The organism is Aliirhizobium smilacinae, assembly GCF_006335145.1.
Taxonomy (GTDB): Bacteria; Pseudomonadota; Alphaproteobacteria; order Rhizobiales; family Rhizobiaceae; genus Neorhizobium; species Neorhizobium smilacinae.
Genome location: NZ_VDMN01000002.1, coordinates 408,867 through 426,340, shown reverse-complemented (window position 1 = coordinate 426,340; position 17,474 = coordinate 408,867). Strand labels below are relative to the sequence as shown.

Here is a 17,474-nt window from a genome sequence, read left to right as displayed (position 1 = left end):
ACCCATGACAAATACGGAAAACAAGCCGGTCCTCGCTATCGAGAACTATTCGCTGGATTACGAAACCGCCAACGGTTCGTTTCACGCGCTGAAGAACATCGATCTCTTCATCAACCGCGGCGAGATCCTCGGCCTCGTCGGTGAATCCGGTTCCGGCAAGACCTCGCTTGCCTGGTCGATCATGCGTTATCTGCCGAAGAATGCCCGCGAACCGGGTGGAAAAATCCTGCTCGGCGGCGACAACCTGCTGGAAAAATCAGAACGCGAGATGGAGACGTTTCGTGGACGCCGCATCAGCATGGTGTTCCAGGATCCGAGCACCTCGCTCAACCCGACGCTGTCACTCGGCGTCCAGCTGGCGGAAGTACTTGTCCGCCATCGCGGGCTGACGCGTCAGCAGGCGTGGAAGGAGGGGGAGGAGCGGCTCGCTCATGTGGGACTGAAGACACCGGCGCAGATGATGAACCGCATGCCGCATGAGGCATCCGGCGGTGAAAAACAGCGCGTCGTCATCGCCTCCGCCTTCGCCTGTAACCCGGAATGTATCATCTTCGACGAGCCGACGACGGCGCTCGACGTGATCACCTCGCGGCAGATTCTTGATCTCTTCGTCGAGCTGCAGGCCGAGACGGGTGTCGCTTCGCTTTATATCTCGCATGATCTGGCGCTGGTGGCACGCACCGCCGGCCGCGTTGCCGTGATCAAGCGCGGCGATATCGTCGAGCAGGGCACGGTCCGCGAAATCTTCACCAATCCGCAGCAGGACTATACGCGCGAGCTGATCGCAGCCGTTCCCGACCCCGCCCACAGGCTGGTGAAGGACGACGTTGCGGTCACCGACAAGCCGCTGGTGAAGGTCGAGAATGTCAGCGTCCATTTCGGCCGCAAGCCGTTCCTAGCGGCACTCACCGGCAAGAAGACCGAGCGAGTGACGGGCAACAATGCGATAAGCCTCAGCGTCAATCCGGGCGAAATCCTCGGCATCGTCGGCGAAAGCGGGTCGGGCAAATCGACGCTCGCCAAGGCGATGACCGGGCTCAACCGGTTCGAGGGAAAGATCTGGTTCGACGGGCGCGAGATCAAAAATCTCGGCGATATGGACAATGCCTATCGCAAGGATGTGCAGATCATCTTCCAGCACCCGGATGCCTCGCTCAATCCGCGCCAGAAGATTTTTGAAATCCTGTCGCGACCGCTGAAGCTGTTCGGTAATTCCAGTGACCTGGAAAAGCAGGTCGGCGATATGCTGGAGCAGGTGCGCTTGCCGCGTACTCACGCCAACCGTTATCCGCATCAGCTTTCGGGTGGCGAAAAACAGCGCGTGGCGATCGCTCGTGCATTCGCATCCAAGCCGAAGCTGGTGATTTGCGACGAAATCACTTCGGCGCTCGATGTATCTGTGCAGGCTTCGGTCATCGAACTTCTGCTGGAGCTGCAGAAGGCGAGCGGCACGGCCTATCTGTTCATCACCCACGATCTCAACCTCATCCGCCAGATCGCCCACCGGATCGCCGTCATGTATCGCGGCGACCTGATCGAGGTGGTGAAGGCCGACGAGATCGATAGTCCAGATCGGGCGGAATACACGCGCCGCCTGATCGAGGCGGTGCCGCGCGCCGCCGCCCAGTACCAGTGACCCAATGTCAGTAATATTGCATCAAGGAGCATGACAATGGACCCGAAGTCCCTCGTGGATCGGATCGACGAAAAGGCCTGCCTCGATTTCCTGTCGAAAATGGTCCAGCACAAGAGCCATTCGGAAACCGAAGGCGAGAAGAATCTCGCCCGCTGGATGGCGAAAGAACTTGAGAAGATCGGCGTCGAAGCCGAGCTTCAGGCCTTCGACGACGGCAACCGCTTCAACACGATCGGCCGCCTCAAAGGGCAAGGCGGCGGGAAAAGCCTGCTGTTCAACGGCCATCTCGACACCAATCCGGTGACCGAAGGCTGGACGGTCGATCCTTATGCGGGTCTCGTCGATGACAAGTTCATCTATGGCATCGGTGTTTCCAACATGAAGGCGGGCGACGCGGCCTATTTCTGCGCCGTAAAGACGCTGCTCGATGCCGGTATCAAGTTGAAGGGCGACGTGGTGCTGACCTTCGTCGTCGGCGAATTGCAGGGTGGTGTCGGCACGCTGGCCGCCATCCGCAGCGGTGTGAAGGCAGACTATTTCATCAATAGCGAGCCAAGCGATCTCGTTGCCGTCACCATGCATGCGGCGGCGCTGAGCTATGTCATCGAGCTGACCGGCGACACGCGCCACCTGTCGAAGCGCGAAGAATCCGTCGATGCGATCGCAGCGGCCTGCGATATCATTCCGCGCATCAATGCTATGACCTTCAGCGGCGCCAAGAGCGACACACATCGCTCGATCAACCGCGGCCATGTTGGGGTCGTCCATGGCGCGCTCGGCCGTGATCTCGCAGAATGGCGTCCGCCGCAGGTTGCCGATTTCGTTCGGCTGCGCGGCTCGTTGCGCTACGCGCCGGGCCAGACGCAGGAAAGCGTACTGGCCGACGTCGATGCGGAACTACGCCTTCTCGAAACGCGTTTCCCCGGCCTCGAAGCCAAGCTCGTTCCGGACATGATCGAGGGCCGTCCGCTGATGCCGCCCTTCGAGGTTTCGCACGACTCGCGCATCGTCAAATCGATCAATGCCGCCTATGAGGCCGTGCGCGGCGAAAAGCAGCCGACCGGCGCGATCACGCCGACGCGCTTCTACGGCACCGATGCCGGCCATCTCTATCATGAGCTTGGCATGGAAGGCATCGTCTGCGGTCCGGGCGGGCGTTACAACACCATGCCCGACGAGCGTGTCGACATTGTCGACTTCCTCGACATGATCCGTGTCTACATGCTGACCATCCTCGATATCTGCGAGGTAGCATAACATGTTCTCCCGGGCGGAATATGATCGTCGCATCGCTCTCGCCCGGGACGCCATGGCGTCTTCGAACGCGGATCTCCTGCTCGTCGACAGCGGCGAGTTTCTGGCCTGGCTGACGGGGTATACCGTTTCCGAGACCATGTATCGCGCGGCGTTCTTGTCGCGCGAAGGTGACGCCTGGTTCTGCCTGCGGGCTCTCGATGAGGCGCCCTGCCGCGAAAAGAGCTGGATCACCGACGTCGTCGGGTTCGCTGATGCCGAGGAAGCGCAGGCGGCGGTTGCCAACAGTATCCTCGACCATGGTTTCGGCAAGGCTCGGATCGGGCTCGATACCAAATCCTATTGCCTGAGTGCTGCGACCTTCATGCGCCTCACCGAGCTTCTGCCCGAGGCGACATTCGTGCCGATGCCGGGTTTGAGCGACAGTCTGCGCTGGGTGAAGTCCGAAGAAGAAATCACGGTTCTTGCTCAGGCTTCCGCGATTGCCGACAAGGCGATGGCCGAGATCGCAAGGCAGGCCAAGCCCGGCATGACGACACGCGATGCGGCTGCGATCGCGTCCGGTGTTTTCCTGCGCCAGGGGACAGATACCGGTGAGGTCGGCCCGGTGGTCAAGGCTTCCGGCAGCCATGAATTCCTGCATGGTGTGTTCAAGACAGAGACGATCGAGGAGGGCGACGTGCTGCATGTCGAACTCATTCCGCGTGTCGGCAATTACGGTGCGCGAATGATGCGGCCGATCGTGGTGGGCAGCCCGTCGGAAGAGCTTGCAGCCGCTGCCGGGAAACTGATCGAGCTACAGGACCTGCAGGTCGCGGCGATGAAACCCGGCGCGATCGCCAGCGATGTGGACGCGATCATGCGAAATGGTGCGCTCGCTGCCGGACTGCGACCGGTCTATGAAAATGTCACGGCCTACACACTCGGCCTTTATACCCGCACGCCGCGCACCAGCGATTTCTCCGGCACCTTCCTGCCGACCTCCGATTGGCCTCTGGAAGAGGGCATGGTCTTCCATCTCTATGCAACGGCCAGGGGGCTCGGCTTCAGCGAAACGGTCGTCGTTGGCAAACAAGGTGGAATTCGCCTGACGAAGGCCCCTCGCAAGATCATGCGGGCAACCGAATGAGTTAACTCTCCCTTGTTGCCAGGGGATGGAGGTAAGGGTCCGCGCTGTTGCGATGTTATCGGATCATCGGGCTGGTAGCACCTTAAAGACCATCAGCTCCCAGCGGCTGCTCATTCTGATATCCGGATCAATGCCGGCGTTTCAACTGAAACGCCGGCATTGTGCTTTTCACGGCTGGTCGTTTTCCTGTGATTGTGCCCGGCCCTGAACTGTTCTGCTTATGTTTTGAGCACAAAATTTATCGCCTAAAAAACGGCTTGACGTGTGTGAGGGAAATCCTCCAAGATGAACCAATGAAGAATTGGTTCGATCAAATGGTGCGACTTGACCACAGGTCCTAACGACAATTCCAACTTCGCTCTGGCAAGGCTTCGCGAGTTCATCCGAAACGGAGAAATCGCGAAGGACGGACGCCTGCCAACGGAGCGGGCCTTTGCGGAAACCCTGAATGTCGGCCGCCGGGCGGTTCGTCGGGCTCTGGAAGTTCTGGAGGCGGAAGGGCTGGTCTGGCGGCGACAGGGTGCCGGAACCTTTCTTGGTGAAAAGCCCGATGGCTGGGCGGCGCAGGTGGATGAACTGGTTGCCGGCACTGATTTCATGGAAATCATGGAAGTGCGCCTGCGCATCGAGCCGCAACTGGCACAGCTTGCCGCAATGCGCGCAAAACCATCCGAGATCGAGCGGATGCGTGCTCTCGCTGAAAAGACCGGCCAGAGCACGGATGCCGATTCCAAGGAATTGTGGGACGGTTCGCTGCATCGCCAGATCGCCCAGAGCGCCGGCAACATGTTGTTTCTGTCGATTTTCGATGTGGTCAACCGCGTTCGCCAGGATGAGGCATGGCAGTCCATTCGCGAGCGTGCGCGGCGCACCGGAACCAATGGGCGGGCCTCCTACGAACAGCATATGGCGATCGTCGATGCCATCGCCGCCCGCGATCCCGGACGCGCGGGGGAGGCGATGCGCCAGCACCTTCTCATGCATCAGGAGCGCCTGATCCGCGCCACTTCGCTTGAGTTTCTCGACGACACCGCCACGGTGGTGCCGTCATCGGATACTGCGGAAAATGACGACGCAATCACCGCCGTCTTATGATCCGTCGTCGTAATACCGCCTGGCCCGTCGGGCCGGCCAACAAGAACAATGCCACCAAAGATAGTCAGACCAGAGGATAGAACATGAAGAGATTTTCCGCTTTCAGTGCGGCACTGCTCGCCAGTGCCTTGATGGCCATGCCGGCCATGTCATCCGAACTGCGCATCGGGCTTAACGACGATGCCGACGTGCTGGATCCGGCGCAGTCGCGCACCTTCGTCGGCCGCATCGTCTACACGGCCATGTGCGACAAGCTCGTCGATATCGACCAGAACATGAAGGTCGTACCGCAGCTCGCCACCGAATGGGCCTGGTCCGAAGAGGGCAAGGTTCTGACGATGAAAATCCGCGACGGCGTCAAGTTCCATGACGGCGAAGTGCTGGATGCGGCAGCCGTCGTCGCTACCATCGAACGCAACATGACTCTGCCGGAATCGCGCCGCAAGAGCGAGCTGTCTTCCGTCGCCAAGGTCGAGGCCACCGGCCCGCTGGAAGTCAAGTTCACGCTGAAATCGGCAGACGTGACGCTGCTTGCCCAGCTGTCCGACCGCGCCGGCATGATCGTTGCGCCGAAGGCTGCCAAGGAACTGGGCGCAAATTTCGGCTCCAAGCCGGTTTGCGCCGGTCCGTTCAAATTCGTCGAACGCATCCAGCAGGACCGTATCGTGCTGGAAAAGTTCGCCGACTATTGGGACAAGGACAAGATTCTCGTCGATAAGGTAACATACCTGCCGATCCCGGATACGACGGTGAAGCTCGCCAACCTGCGGTCGGGCGATCTCGACATGGCCGAGCGTATCTCCGCATCCGATGCGGAATCGGTGAAGAGCGATGCAAACCTGACCTATGCCGACGTCATTGGTCCGGGCTACATGGCCATGTATGTAAACATCGGCAACGGCGCGCGTGCCGACAATCCGCTCGGCAAGGACAAGCGCCTGCGCCAGGCCTTTTCGCTCGCCATCGACCGTGATGCGATCGGCCAGATCGTCTTCGAAGGCACGTCCAAGGCCGGCAATCAGCCGTTCCCGCCGTCGAGCCCGTGGTTCGACAAGGACATTCCGGTTCCTGGCCGTGATATCGAAAAAGCCAAGCAGCTGATGAAGGAAGCCGGCTACGAAAAGCTCGACATCGAGCTGCAGCATGCCAACAACACCACCCAGACGCAGATGATGCAGGTCATCCAGTCGATGGTGGCCGAGGCTGGCTTCAACGTCACGCTGAAGGCGACGGAATTTGCAACGCTTCTCTCCGAGCAGACCGCCGGCAATTACCAGCTGTCGCGTTCCGATTGGTCCGGCCGTATCGACCCGGATGGCAATATTCACCAGTTCGTCACTTGCAAGGGCGGCATCAACGACGTGAAATATTGCAACCCGAAGGTCGACGAGCTGCTCAATGCCGCCCGCGCCTCGACCGACGATGCCGTCCGCAAGGAAAAATATGACGCCGCCATGGCGGTCCTCAACGACGACATGCCGATCATCTATCTCGGCCACCAGCCTTATGCCTATGCCATCTCCAAGAAGGTCAAGGGCTGGGCCCCGTCGCCAGACGGCATGATTCGCCTTCTCGGCGTCAGCAAGGGCTGATCCCGATTGAAAGACGGCCGCACGGGGCAAATCCGTGCGGCCGGTCCAACGACCAAAACCAAGACTGACCCTAAACGAGGGCAATGCCATGCCTGTCTATATCGGCAAGCGACTGCTGGTCGCCATTCCGACGCTGCTGATCATTTCGATCTTCGTCTTCTCGCTGCAAAAGCTTCTGCCCGGCGATCCCGTTCTGGCCATGGCCGGTGAGGAGCGCGACCAGGCGACGATCGAATTCCTGCGCGAAAAATATCATCTCAACGATCCCATGCCGATCCAGTATCTGAACTGGATGGGCGGCGTCGTGACAGGCGATTTCGGAGTGTCCTTAAGAACCAACCAGCCGGTTCTGGAACTGATCGGCCAGAAGCTGCCGGTCACCATCCAGCTTGCCGTGATGGCGATGTTCTTCGCGATGATCATCGGTATTCCGATCGGCATCCTCGCCGCGGTCAAGAAGAATACCTGGATCGACTATACGGCCAACATCGTGGCGCTATCCGGCCTGTCGATCCCGAATTTCTGGCTCGGCATCATGCTGATCCTGCTCGTTTCGGTGCAGCTCGGCTGGCTGCCGGCCTCCGGGTATGAATCGATCTTCGTCGATCCGGTACGCTCGATCAAGACGATGATCATGCCGGCCTTCGTGCTCGGCAACGCGCTGGCCGCAACGCTGATGCGCCATACCCGTTCGGCCATGGTCGCGGTGCTGAGCTCGGATTATATCCGCACCGCCCGCGCGAAGGGTCTGTCGCCCTGGGAAATCGTCATGTCGCACAGTTTCCGCAATGCGCTTCTGCCGGTGATCACGCTTCTGGCGCTGCTGTTTGGCGAGCTTCTTGCCGGCGCCGTCCTCACCGAGCAGATCTTCACCATTCCCGGCTTCGGCAAGATGACCGTCGATGCCGTGTTCACCCGCGATTATGCCGTCGTCCAGGGCATCGTGCTGTGCACCGCCGTCGGCTTCATCATGATGAACCTCCTCGCCGATATCGCCTATGTCCTGCTCAATCCGCGCCTCAGGGCGACCATCTGAGGCCGATGATATGACAGCCATCAACTCCACCCTCCCTGTTCCGGTCAAGCGACAGGAAAGCCGTGCCTGGAAGAAGATGAAGCGCAACAAGTCGGCGATCGTCGGTCTGATCATCGTGTTGTTCTTCGCCATTCTTGCCATTGCCGCACCGATCCTGCCGATTGCGGACCCGATCGCCACCAGCTGGGGGGCGATCCGCAAGGCGCCGTCCGCCGCCCACTGGCTCGGCACCGACGATCTCGGCCGGGACATCCTCTCGCGGATGATCTGGGGCGCCCAGGCCTCGCTGATGGCCGGCGTCGTGTCGGTCATGATCGCCGTCGTGATCGGCGTGCCCTTCGGCCTCATCGCCGGTTATTTCGGTGGCTGGCCGGACATGATCATCTCGCGTGTCACCGAAGCCCTGCTTGCCATGCCTTTCCTGATCATGGCCATCGCGCTTGCCGCCTTTCTCGGCCCGAGCCTGACCAACGCTATGATCGCGATCGGGGTTTCCGCCACGCCTGCCTTCGTGCGGCTGACCCGCGGCCAGGTGCTTTCGGTGAAAACGGAGGATTATGTCGAGGGCGCCCGCTCGATCGGTCTCAACCACATCGACATCATGACCCGCTACATCCTGCCCAACGTCTTTGCCCCGATCATCGTCCAGGCGACGCTGACGGTTGCGACCGCCATCATCGCCGAAGCGAGCCTCTCCTTCCTCGGCCTCGGCCAGCAGGCACCGGCGCCAAGCTGGGGGTCTATGCTCAACACCGCCAAGAACTTTTTGAGCCAGGCGCCATGGATGACCATGTGGCCGGGTATCGCAATCTTCCTCGTCGTCATCGGTTTCAATCTTCTCGGCGACGGCCTGCGCGACGCGCTTGATCCGCGCGAAGCATAAATTCATAGGGATTTCCAACAATGTCCGATTTCACCACACGCCCCGAAATTCTTGGCACTTTCGGCGTCGTCACCTCAACACACTGGATCGCCTCGGCCGTCGGCATGGCCATACTCGAAAAGGGCGGCAATGCGTTTGATGCGGCTGTTGCCACCGGTTTCGTGCTGCAGATCGTCGAACCGCATCTGTGCGGTCCTGGCGGCGACATGCCCGCCGTCTTTTATTCGAAGAAGACGGACAAGGTGGAAGTGATATGCGCTCAAGGGCCGGCACCGGCCGGCGCCACGATCGAGCATTACACGTCGGAAGGCCTGAAGCTGATCCCCGGCGACGGCCTGCTCGCCACCGTCATTCCCGGCGCCTTCGACGGCTGGATGCTGATGTTGCGCGATTACGGCACGATGAGCGTGCGCGAAGTGCTGGAACCGGCGATCTATTACGCCGAACACGGCCACCCCATGCTGCCGCGCGTATCCAACACCATCAATAGCCTCGCCGAATTCTTCAGACAAGAATGGCCGACTTCCTACGAGACCTGGCTGCCGGGCGGCGTAGCCCCCGAGCCCCATTCCAACTTCAAGAACCCGGTTCTGGCCGAAACCTACAAGCGGATCATCTCCGAGGCCGAGGCGAAGACCGGCCGTGAAAACCAGGTCGAAGCGGCTCGCGACGCCTTCTACCGCGGCTTCGTTGCTGAGACGATTGACACCTATCTCAAGACCGCCGAAGTCATGGATGCCAGCGGCTCCAGGCACAAGGGCGTACTGACCGCAGACGACATGGCCAACTGGAGCGCCACGGTCGAGGCACCTCAGACGCTAGACTACCAGGACTGGACGATCGCCAAGACACCCGCCTGGGGGCAGGGGCCAGTGCTTTTGCAGTCGCTCGCCCTGCTCAAGGGCTTCGACCTTGCCGCCATGGACCCGTCCGGCCCGGATTTCGTCCATACCGTTGTCGAGGCGATGAAACTCGCCTTCGCCGACCGCGAGGTCTATTACGGCGATCCGGAATTCGGCCAGATCCCGACCGAATATCTTCTCTCGGAAGGTTATAATGCCGAACGTCGCAAGCTGATAGGCTCGACCGCTTCGCTCGACCTTCGCCCCGGCACCGTGCCGGGTTACGAGCATCAGGTCGACGCGACCATGGCGATGCTTGCCGAAATGAGCGGCAAGGGCACGGTCTATGAGCCAACCATGTCGCACCTGACCGAAAAGCGCGGCGACACCGTCCATATCGACGTCATCGACCGCTGGGGCAACATGGTTTCGACAACGCCGTCGGGCGGCTGGCTGCAGTCCTCGCCGATCGTGCCCGGCCTCGGTTTTGCGTTGAATTCCCGTGCCCAGATGTTCTGGCTGAAGGAAGGTCTGCCGACCTCGCTCGCACCGGGCAAACGTCCGCGCACAACGCTCACCCCGTCGCTCGCCTTGCATCGGGGCAAGCCCTCCATGGTATTCGGCACGCCGGGTGGCGACCAGCAGGACCAGTGGCAGTTGCCCTTCTTCCTGCGGTATGCCCATCACGGCAAGAACCTGCAGGCGGCGATCGACATGCCGCTGTTCCACACCTCGCATTTCCCCGGCTCCTTCTACCCGCGCACCAGCTCGCCGGGCGAGATCATGGTGGAAAGCACGATCGGCGAGGCGACGCTCGATGAGCTCCGTCGCCGTGGCCACAAGGTCAAGGTCGCCGATGCCTGGTCCGTCGGTCGCCTGACGGCCGCGCGTCGCGATGCCGACGGCCTGCTGCGTGCCGCAGCCACCCCCCGCCTGATGCAGGCCTATGCAATCGGACGATGACGCCCATGACCACAACCGCCCCCGTCCTCTCGGTCAAAAACCTGTCGACCTCTTTCCTCGTCGATGGCGAATGGAAAAGCGTCGTCCGCAACATGTCCTTCGATGTCGCGCCGGGTGAAACCGTCGCCATCGTCGGCGAGAGCGGCTCCGGCAAGAGCGTCACCTCGCTGTCGCTGATGCGGCTTCTGGCACCTGCCACCAGCCGCATCGAAGGCGAGGTCATGCTCAACGGCCGCAACCTGCTTGCGCTGCCCGAAAAGGAGATGCGGGCGGTGCGCGGCAACGAGGTCTCGATGATATTTCAGGAGCCAATGACCTCGCTCAACCCGATCTTCACCATCGGAAGGCAGATTTCCGAAGTGCTGGTCCGCCACAAGAATATGTCGAAGGCGCAAGCGCGCGCAGAAACGGTCCGGCTTCTCGAAAAGGTGCGCATCCCGAACGCGGCCAGCCGTTTCGATGAATATCCGCACCAATTCTCCGGCGGCATGCGCCAGCGCGTGATGATCGCGATGGCCTTGGCGTCGCGCCCGAAACTTCTGATCGCCGACGAACCGACGACCGCACTCGACGTGACCATTCAGGGACAGATCCTCGATCTGATCAAGGTCCTGCAGGAAGAGGAGGGCATGTCGGTCCTCTTCATCACCCATGACATGGGTGTCGTTGCCGAGATTGCCGACCGTACCATCGTCATGTTCCGCGGCGACGAGGTCGAGACCGGCCCGACCGAAGAGATTTTTCACCGCGGCAAACATCCATACACGCGGGCCCTTCTGTCGGCCGTGCCAAAACTCGGTTCGATGCAGGGCCATGACTGGCCGACGCGCTTCCCAGTTCTCGATGCCACGACAGGCGAGCCTGCCGAACCGGTGGAAGTGACGGATACCGTCGTGCTGTCGAAGCGGCCGGTTCTGGAGGTGAAAAACCTCGTCACCCGTTTCCCGATCCGCTCCGGCCTCTGGTCGCGCCAGACCGGCGCTGTGCATGCGGTCGAAAACGTCTCCTTCGATCTGTTCCAGGGAGAGACGCTGGCGCTTGTGGGCGAATCCGGCTGCGGCAAGTCGACCACCGGCCGCTCGATCATGCGGCTGGTCGAACCGACCGCCGGGAACGTGGCGCTCGACGGTTATGACGTCATGCGGCTCGATACGATCGGCCTGCGCCAGATGCGCCGCTCCGTCCAGATGATCTTTCAGGACCCGTTTTCGTCGCTCAACCCGCGCATGACGGTCGGCACGGCGATCTGTGAACCGTTTATCAAACACCGGCTCGGTACGACCAAACAGGCCAAGGAAAAGACTGCGGATCTGCTCGAAAAAGTCGGTCTCTCCGCCGATATGGCGAGACGTTATCCGCACGAGTTCTCCGGCGGCCAACGCCAGCGTATCGCCATTGCCCGCGCGCTTGCCCTCGACCCGAAGGTGATCGTTGCTGACGAAAGCGTTTCGGCGCTCGACGTGTCGATCAAGGCACAGGTCTGCAACCTGTTGCTCGATCTGCAGCAGAGCCTGAACCTCGCTTTCCTGTTTATCTCCCATGATATGGCGGTGGTCGAGCGTGTCAGCCACCGGGTCGCGGTCATGTATCTGGGCGAGATCGTCGAGATCGGCCCGCGCGCCGCTGTCTTCGACAATCCGCAGCATCCCTACACGAAAAAGCTGATGTCGGCGGTGCCTGTTCCAGATCCGTCACGCCGCGGCATTCGCCGGGCGATTTCCAACGACGAGCTGAAAAGCCCGGTGCGGGCGATGGGTTATGAGCCACCCAGGCGGGAATATAGAGAAGTATCACCGGGCCATGTGGTCCAGATCGGCTGATAAGCCGATCTGGACGTGGCAGGTCATCCCGATCGGATGGCCGTCCGGGCCTGCGTTCGCTCAGTCAAACAGAAAGTTTTGACTGCAGCAATTGCCAGGCTTCGTAAGCCGCAATGACCGTTTCCATCTGCGCGGTATGGCCAGTGATGAAATCGTCGCCGTAGATCGTCTCGTCCGGATATTCGGTGATCAACGTCAACGGCACGGTGTGGCGGTCGTCGATGGACGAAAGGCAGGGGAAACCGTTGATGATGCGGAAGCCAGTTTCGCCAGCATGGGTTTCATAAAGCGCGATCTGGCGGTTGTTGTAGTCGAGAATACCCGGAATGGCGCCGAGATGGCGGGTGACGTGATCAAGCATGGCTTCCGCCTGTTCGGTCCAGCCGGCATGGTGGCGCATAACGAGGAAAAAGCCTTTCGGCAGCGTCCACATGGCAAAATTGCGAGGAACGTAACCGGACAACGGCCGCGTCCACTCATGCGACGGGTAACCGTGCAGGTTCACATGCAGCTTTGCGCCGCTCAGGTCCTGTGCCGCGAACCGGATGGCCTTTTCGTTCAGGTGTTCGCCGGAATTTTCACGGGTGCGATATTCCAGATCGTCGCCGAGCGCCGTGTAACGCGCGGCATGGTGCATGTGGCGCGGGTTGTCGACGCGCAGGCGCTGGTGCAGCGCGTAACCATCCGGGTTTTCCAGCGGTGAGATGGTGAAGTGCGCGTTGGTGCGTTCTTTCAGCGTACGGGCCGCGCGGATGGCGCCGACGATACCGGTTGTCTCGTTCGGATGCTGGCCGCCGCTGATCATCACGGCTGCTTCGCTGCCCTTGACGTAACGGGCTGAGAGCACGCGGCCCGAGCGGGAGTTTGCGTTGAACTCCTCGCCGCCGATGTCGGCCAGCAGCGTTGCCATCTGGGCCGCTGCCGGAGGCTCGGTCGCGGTGTCGATCGCCTGTTCCTTGCCGTCGAGGAAACCGGTCGTCAGCGGGCGCGTCTCGACACGAATGCCGATCTCGCCGTTGCTCTTTACGATTTCCGGCACGATCTGGCCGGGCTTCAGGCCACGGTCACCGAGCGGACGGCCGGACTTCTTCTGGAAAAATTCGAGCAGGGAGAAATAAAAATCCTCGTGCAGAGCCTCGCGCAGGCTCACCACCTCGTCGCCGACCGGCAGGTCCATGTCTTCGGCCGGATGGGAGACGCGGATATTGAGTTCTTCGAAATAGGGTTCGGTCGAACCCCAGTCGTAAGCGGCGATGGCGTCGATAGCGTTGTGGAACAGGCGCTCGTAATCGGTTTCCAGACGCTCGCCCGTCGCCTCGCCTTCGGCACGGTACCAGCCCGTGGGCGAGACATTGGTTTCTCCTACGACATCTTCATGCACGCGGTTCGGCACGAGAATTTTCAGCGTTTCGCTCTGGCCATTCCGAGTCAGCGTCACGTCATAAAAGAACGCGCCGTCCGTGCGGGCGACGAACTCGATCTTCGCGTCACCAACAAGCGATGCCAGCGGATAGGCTTCCAGGCGAAAACGGTTGGCCGGGGCATTGGTATGTACCGGATAGCGCACCTCGATGGCCGTCACGCCGGCAAGGTCGATCTCTTCGAGGAAGGTGAAAAGCAGCGGTTTGTAGGCGCTGCGGATGCGGGCGGTGATGCCCTTTTCCTTCAGCGCCGCCTCCGTGGCACGGCGGCTTTTCGTGTCGTCAAATGTCCAGGCTTCGAAAGATTGGCCGGGCTTTGCACCGGTGACCAGAGTTTCAAGAGTGCGCTCGATTGAAGTCTCGAAGATCGTGGTCATGGTGCAAAAACCTTGCTGTATTTCGATAGGGATTATCTGGAGGTGCGGCCGGTCGGGTCGAGGCTGTCGCGCAGCCAGTCGCCGAGCAGGTTGAGGCCGAGCACGGTCAGGAGAATGGCGAGGCCCGGGAAAACGCTGACCCACCACGCGGTCTGCAGATAGGTGCGGCCATCGGCCAGCATGCCGCCCCAGCTCGGAATGGTCGGATCGACGCCGAGGCCGAGGAAGGTCAGGCTGCTTTCCAAGAGGATGTTGTTGGCGACGTTGAGCGTCATCAGCACGATCACCGGCCCGATCAGGTTCGGCAGCAGATGCTGGAAGATGATGCGCCAGTCTTTTACGCCGATCGCACGCGCCGAAAGAATGAACTCGCGCTCGCGCAGCGTCAGCACCGAGCCGCGCACGAGGCGGGCATATTGCACCCATTGCGACACGATCAGGAGGATGATCGTGTTGGTGAGGCTGCCGCCGACGATGGCGATGAAGGTGATGGCGAGCAGGATAAAGGGCATGGCGAGCTGCAGGTCGGCAAAACGCATAACCAGCATATCCCAGAAGCCGCGATAATACCCGGCGATCAGGCCCATCAGCACACCGAAGATGACAGCGCCGATGACCGAGGTGAAACCGACCAGAAGCGAGATTTTTCCACCCGCGACAACACGCGCCAAGACGTCACGGCCGAGCGGATCGGTCCCGAACGGGAAGGCCGGGTTGGTGAACGGCTTGGCGAGACGCGCCATCAAATTGATCTTTTCAGCGCCGCCCGGAAACAGAACGTCGGAGAACAGCACGGCCAGGCAGATGACGACGGTCAGCACGGTGCCGAGGATGAATTCGAGGCTCGCGAAGCGCGACAGGCGGGAGGTTCTGGTTGCCATTGTCGTTTACTCCGTGCGGATGCGGGGATCGACGAGGCCATAGGCGATGTCGACCAGAAGGTTGATGCCGACGATCATCAGCGAAAGAACGGTGATGACGGCCTGAAGAACCGGATAATCGCGGGCTGCCACTGCATCGAATGCAAGCGTGCCCATGCCCGGCCAGTTGAAGACGCGCTCGATGACGACGATGCCGCCAAGCAGGCCGCCGAACTGCAGGCCGAAATAGGTGATTAGCGGAATGGCGCAGTTGCGCAGCGCATGCTTGTAGAGAACCTTGCTTTCCGAAAGGCCCTTGGCGCGGGCGACCATGATGTATTGCGACTGCAGCGTTTCCAGCATCGAGGTGCGCACGAGGCGAACATTGGTCGCGGTCAGGATGACGCCCATGGTGATGGCCGGCATGACATAGCTGGCAAAACCGCCCATGCCGCTGGGTGGCAGCCAGCCGAGCGTGATGGCGAACAGCAGCACCAGCATGGTGGCGAGCCAGAAATTCGGGAAGGACAGGCCGATCAGCGAGAAGATGCGGATCGCCTGGTCGGCGGCCGAACCACGCGAGGTCGCAGCCTTGATGCCGAGCGGGATCGACAGCGCGATCGACACGAACATCGAGATGAAGGCGAGCAGCAAGGTTGCCGGCAGCGCATCGCCGATCAGCAGCGAAACGGACGTGCCGCCGTTGAAGCTGCGGCCGAAATCGAAGGTCACCATGCCCTTGAGGAAGGTGAGATATTGCACGATGAACGGCTGGTCGGTGCCGAGCGATACACGGATGCGCTGCAAATCTTCTTCCGTCATGCTGCCGCCGCCCTGAAACATCATGAGCGCGGGGTCGCCGGTCAGGCGAATGGCGAAAGAGACGACGAGCGTGATGGCGATGACGACGAAAATCGCCTGTAGCAATCGCTTGATGAGGAAACCGGCCAAGTTCTCGTTCCTGTAAGAGAAGTCCAGCCTCGCCCGCGGGGATGCGGGCGAGGTATCGTTTAATATGAAGCGTCGTCTATCAGTCGACGGACACTTCGTTGAGCTTCAGGCGGTTGTCCGGAGGAGCGATGAAGCCCTTGACCCGCTTGTTGATGCCGAAGATGGCGTTGGTGTTGTAGAGCGGCAGTTCCAGCGCGCGTTCGGCGGCGTAAGCACCGACTTCCTTGAGGATCTTTTCGCGCTCGGCACGGTCGGTCAGCGGACGCTGCGATTCCAGCAGCTTGTCCATCTTCTCGTCCTTGTCGTAAGGGTTCCACTTTTCGCCCGAGTGGTACATCGCGTAAGCGGTGTTGTCGAAGTCGAACGTCCAGCCGCCCCACTTCTGCTGGAACATCGCGCCGGTCTTGCCCTGCGGGATGATGTCATTGGTGATGACGTTGGTTTCGTAAGGCTTGATGGTGGCGGTGATGCCGACCATCGACAGATAGCTGGATATGACCTGCGCGACTTCGTTCATCGTTGCGTCATTGCCGCGGATGTCGATCTGCAGCGTGGTGCCAGCCTTGACGCCAGCTGCGGCGAGTAGCTTCTTTGCGCCTTCCGGGTCGTAGGGCAGGGCCTTGAGGTCGGCGTCGTAACCGAAGGAAAGGGCGCTCTGGAAGCTGACGATTTCCGAAGCCTGACCGGCGAGGATCGACTGCACGATGGTGGCGCGATCAACGGCCATGATGATCGCCTTGCGCACGTTCACGTCAGCGGTAATGCCGTCGCGCGTGTTGAAGCGCAGCGCATCCACGGTCGGGCCGGGAACGGAGACAATCTCGAGCTTGCTGTCACCTTCAATGACCGGGATCATGCCGATCGGAATGGTTGGCGGAATGACGAGGTCGACGCGGCCTGCCTGCAGTTCGGCAACAGCGGTCGCCGGCTCGGCGATGAAGCGGTATTCGACTTCCGAAAGTTTCGGTGCGCCGCCCCAATAGTCAGTGTTGGCTTCCAGCTTGATGTTCACCTTCGGCTGGTAGGACACGAATTTGAACGCGCCGGTGCCGACCGGATTGGTGTTGAAATTGTCCTCGCCCTTTTCGGCGATATATTTTGGCGGCACGATCATCGCGCCGTAACCGGCAAGCTTTGTCAGCAGGACCGGGTCCGGCGCCTTCAGCTTGAGGTCGACCGTGTAGTCGTCCACGATCTCGACGCTGTCGATCGCGGTGTAGTTGGAACGCTGCGGACCTTTGGCACCCTGGTCGCCGAGAAGGCGCTCGAAGGTGAACTTGACCGCTGCGGCGTTGAAATCTTCGCCGTCATGGAATTTTACGCCCTGACGGAGCTTGAAGCGCAAGCGCTTGCCTTCGTCCAGCTCTTCCCAGCTTTCAGCCAGACCCGGAACGACCTTGAGGTCGGGACCGCGATAGGTCAGGCCGTCAAAGATGTTGGTGGAAACGGCGGCCCACTGGGTGAGGAACGTATCGACCGGATCCCAGCTGCCCGGATCCTGCGGGGTGGAAATGGTCATCTTGCCGGCGGCAAAAGCCGGAGCGGCGGAAAGTGCTGTTCCAGCGAGAGCGAAAGCCACGAAGGCCGACGCCAGTCCCCTTTTGAACGTTGTCAT

At 60.8% G+C, this 17,474-nt stretch carries 13 protein-coding genes; 9 read left to right on the top strand and 4 right to left on the bottom strand.

Features of this window, described 5'->3' with window-relative positions; all coding sequences use genetic code 11:
• The first annotated feature begins 4 nt into the window (after positions 1 to 4).
• The 9 genes from FHP24_RS12760 to FHP24_RS12720 all read left to right on the top strand — a co-directional run bounded on the left by FHP24_RS12760 (position 5) and on the right by FHP24_RS12720 (position 12,250).
• Entirely contained in the window at positions 5 to 1,636 is a 1,632-nt protein-coding gene (locus FHP24_RS12760) for a dipeptide ABC transporter ATP-binding protein (RefSeq protein ID WP_139676570.1), read from the top strand.
• Between the two features lie 36 nt (positions 1,637 to 1,672).
• Positions 1,673 to 2,893, top strand: a complete 1,221-nt coding sequence (locus FHP24_RS12755) for a M20 family metallopeptidase (RefSeq protein WP_139676569.1) — start codon at positions 1,673 to 1,675, stop codon at positions 2,891 to 2,893.
• A gap of 1 nt (position 2,894) precedes the next feature.
• Positions 2,895 to 4,019 (top strand): M24 family metallopeptidase, encoded by a 1,125-nt coding sequence (locus FHP24_RS12750; RefSeq protein ID WP_139676568.1) that lies wholly within the window; start codon positions 2,895 to 2,897, stop codon positions 4,017 to 4,019.
• 324 nt (positions 4,020 to 4,343) lie between these two features.
• The gene (locus FHP24_RS12745; RefSeq protein ID WP_139676567.1) at positions 4,344 to 5,114 is read left to right on the top strand and encodes a FadR/GntR family transcriptional regulator; all 771 of its coding nucleotides are present in this window, start codon (positions 4,344 to 4,346) and stop codon (positions 5,112 to 5,114) included.
• Positions 5,115 to 5,197: 83 nt separating this feature from the next.
• The gene (locus tag FHP24_RS12740; RefSeq protein WP_139676566.1) at positions 5,198 to 6,706 is read left to right on the top strand and encodes an ABC transporter substrate-binding protein; all 1,509 of its coding nucleotides are present in this window, start codon (positions 5,198 to 5,200) and stop codon (positions 6,704 to 6,706) included.
• A gap of 88 nt (positions 6,707 to 6,794) precedes the next feature.
• On the top strand, positions 6,795 to 7,742 hold the full coding sequence (locus FHP24_RS12735) for an ABC transporter permease (RefSeq protein WP_139676565.1): 948 nt from the start codon (positions 6,795 to 6,797) through the stop codon (positions 7,740 to 7,742).
• A 10-nt stretch (positions 7,743 to 7,752) separates the two neighbouring features.
• On the top strand, positions 7,753 to 8,625 hold the full coding sequence (locus FHP24_RS12730; protein WP_180355987.1) for an ABC transporter permease: 873 nt from the start codon (positions 7,753 to 7,755) through the stop codon (positions 8,623 to 8,625).
• A gap of 20 nt (positions 8,626 to 8,645) precedes the next feature.
• Complete coding sequence (locus FHP24_RS12725) at positions 8,646 to 10,430, top strand: gamma-glutamyltransferase family protein (protein ID WP_139676564.1); 1,785 nt, start codon at positions 8,646 to 8,648, stop codon at positions 10,428 to 10,430.
• A 5-nt stretch (positions 10,431 to 10,435) separates the two neighbouring features.
• Entirely contained in the window at positions 10,436 to 12,250 is a 1,815-nt protein-coding gene (locus FHP24_RS12720; RefSeq protein WP_139676563.1) for an ABC transporter ATP-binding protein, read from the top strand.
• A gap of 64 nt (positions 12,251 to 12,314) precedes the next feature.
• Here the strand turns inward: FHP24_RS12720 and FHP24_RS12715 are convergent, their stop codons facing one another.
• The 4 genes from FHP24_RS12715 to FHP24_RS12700 all read right to left on the bottom strand — a co-directional run bounded on the left by FHP24_RS12715 (position 12,315) and on the right by FHP24_RS12700 (position 17,474).
• On the bottom strand, positions 12,315 to 14,048 hold the full coding sequence (locus FHP24_RS12715) for a M14 family metallopeptidase (protein ID WP_139676562.1): 1,734 nt from the start codon (positions 14,046 to 14,048) through the stop codon (positions 12,315 to 12,317).
• 32 nt (positions 14,049 to 14,080) lie between these two features.
• A complete protein-coding gene (locus FHP24_RS12710) occupies positions 14,081 to 14,929 on the bottom strand; it encodes an ABC transporter permease (RefSeq protein ID WP_139676561.1) in 849 nt (282 codons plus the stop codon).
• 6 nt (positions 14,930 to 14,935) lie between these two features.
• Positions 14,936 to 15,859 carry an ABC transporter permease gene (locus tag FHP24_RS12705; RefSeq protein ID WP_139676560.1) on the bottom strand — a complete coding sequence of 308 codons (924 nt, stop codon included), beginning with the start codon at positions 15,857 to 15,859 and terminating at the stop codon, positions 14,936 to 14,938.
• A gap of 79 nt (positions 15,860 to 15,938) precedes the next feature.
• A complete protein-coding gene (locus FHP24_RS12700) occupies positions 15,939 to 17,474 on the bottom strand; it encodes an ABC transporter substrate-binding protein (protein WP_139676559.1) in 1,536 nt (511 codons plus the stop codon).